Source organism: Nocardiopsis oceani (assembly GCF_054777395.1).
This window is the reverse complement of record NZ_BAAHAR010000110.1, coordinates 1-1,992: the sequence shown is the minus strand read 5'-3', so window position 1 is coordinate 1,992 and position 1,992 is coordinate 1. Positions and strand designations below refer to the sequence as shown.

At 71.2% G+C, this 1,992-nt stretch carries 2 protein-coding genes and 1 pseudogene; all 3 read right to left on the bottom strand.

Features of this window, described 5'->3' with window-relative positions; translation table 11 throughout:
• Nucleotides 1-146: 146 nt before the first annotated feature.
• Complete coding sequence (locus ACYVDG_RS32585) at nucleotides 147-1,136, bottom strand: hypothetical protein (RefSeq protein WP_460764109.1); 990 nt, start codon at nucleotides 1,134-1,136, stop codon at nucleotides 147-149.
• Between the two features lie 81 nt (nucleotides 1,137-1,217).
• Nucleotides 1,218-1,688, bottom strand: a complete 471-nt coding sequence (soxR, locus tag ACYVDG_RS32580; RefSeq protein ID WP_460764103.1) for a redox-sensitive transcriptional activator SoxR — start codon at nucleotides 1,686-1,688, stop codon at nucleotides 1,218-1,220.
• A gap of 10 nt (nucleotides 1,689-1,698) precedes the next feature.
• A pseudogene (locus ACYVDG_RS32575) lies at nucleotides 1,699-1,992 on the bottom strand (ABC transporter ATP-binding protein); the annotation flags it as partial.

Here is a 1,992-nt window from a genome sequence, read left to right as displayed (position 1 = left end):
TGGCCTTGGCGACCAGTTCCGCGACCAGGGCCTCGTCCGACCTGCCAGTATCCGTCTTGACCTGCGTCTTGTCACTCATGGTGCACTCCTACCCTCTTGGAGTTACACCCTTATCTATACAGTCCCGGTCCTGTTGCCGGGCGTTCCTAGCGGTGGTGGCAGGAGGGGCAGGCGGGTCGGGTCAGGCGGGCGTAGGCGGCGGTGGTCAGGGCCAGTCCGGCTCCCCAGATGACGTAGGCGCCGACGCTGACCCAGTAGAACCAGTCGGGGTAGCCGGGGCCGTAGGCGGCGGTGCCGTGCAGGAGGAGGCCGCCGAGGTTGAGGCCGAAGTAGAGGTTGATGCCGATGGCGGCGAAGAGGGCGGGTCCCAGGACGAGCATGCGGGGGACGGGGCGGTGGGACAGGTGGGGGATCCATGCGGGCCAGGTGCGTCCGAAGCGGTGGACTAGGGCCAGGGGGAGCAGGATGCCGGCGGCGCTGAGGAGCAGGACGAGTGCGGCCATGACGGCGGCGGCGCCGAGGGGGTCGTTGGGGCTGAGGGGGCTGTCGGTGCCGGTGGTGGCGGCTTGGGCGGCCAGGCGGGTCAGGCAGGCGGTGGCGGTGAGGTAGGCGGCGGCGTAGGCCCAGGTGGGTGTGGTGTCCAGGGCGGGGCGGGTGAGGGGGGTGCGTCCGCAGGTGGTGCAGAGGGCGATCCAGCGGTGGTGGGCGGCGCGGGTGGTAGCGGCCAGGAGGAGGGCCAGGGTGAGGGCGCCTAGGCGGGTGGTGATGGCCAGGGGGTGCAGGGGGATGCCGGAGGTGCCCAGGAGGAGGAGTCCGACGACGTCCAGGAGGAGGAGGACGGCGGTGGCGGTGGTCAGGGTGGCGGTGGTGGCCGCGGTGGCCAGCAGGAGGCGGGGTGTGCGTGGGGGGTGGGTGCGGGCTAGGGCTGGGGTGAGCAGGAGGGTGGCGGCGCCCAGGGTGATGATGCCCCAGTCGGAGGCGATGAGGAGGTCGTCGCCCATGGGTGGCAGGTGGGGGCGGGTGTCGGTGAGGGTCCAGTACAGGCGTAGGGCGGTGTAGAGGGCGGCCCAGGTCAGGGTGAGGCGGGCCAGGGTGTGGGGCGTGGCGGTGCTGGGTGCTGCGGTGGTGGTGGGCATGGTCCCAGCGTGGGGGTGGCCGGCCGGGCGGGGCTTCCCTCTGGGGTGGGGTGTGGCTCCCCCGTGCGGGGGAGGGGCTGTTTAGTCGTGGTCTTCGTCTTTGAAGGTGTCGACGAGGAGGCGGCGGGGGCCGGGGCCGGCGGTGGCGAGTTCGTCTTCGGGGTTGGAGAGCACGCAGGTGTCCAGGGACAGGCATCCGCAGCCGATGCATCCGGTGAGGTCGTCGCGGAGGCGGATGAGCTGGGAGATGCGTGCGTCGAGTTCGTCGCGCCATTGGGCGGAGACGTTGGCCCAGTCGTTGCGGGTGGGGGTGCGGTTCTCGGGGAGTTGGTCGAGAGCCTCGCGGATGCGGGCGAGGGGGATGCCGACGCGCTGGGAGATGCGGATGAAGGAGACGCGGCGCAGGGTGTCGCGGCGGTAGCGGCGTTGGTTGCCGGTGGTGCGGCGGCTGTGGATGAGGCCTTGGCGCTCGTAGAAGTGCAGGGCGGAGACGGCGACCCCGGCGCGTTCGGCGACCTGTCCGACGGTGAGTTCCTTGGTGATGGGCGGCACGGTGCCCATCTTAGGGCGTGGTGGGGGTGGTGTTCCGGTTGGTTTGGTGGGCGTAGAGGCGTGCGTAGGCGCCGCCGCGGATGAGGAGTTGGTGGTGGGTGCCGGTTTCGGTGGGGTGTCCGTGGTGGAAGAGGAGGATGCGGTGGGCGGTGCGGGCGAGGGTGGGTTGGTTGGTGAGGGTGAGGTGGGCGGTGTCGGGTGTGGGGTTGGGGGTGGGTGTGGTGGGTTGGTTGATGAGGAGGAGGTGGGCTCCGGTGTGGTGGGCGTAGAGGGTGCGGGCGTGGTGGATGTGGGGGGTGAGTGC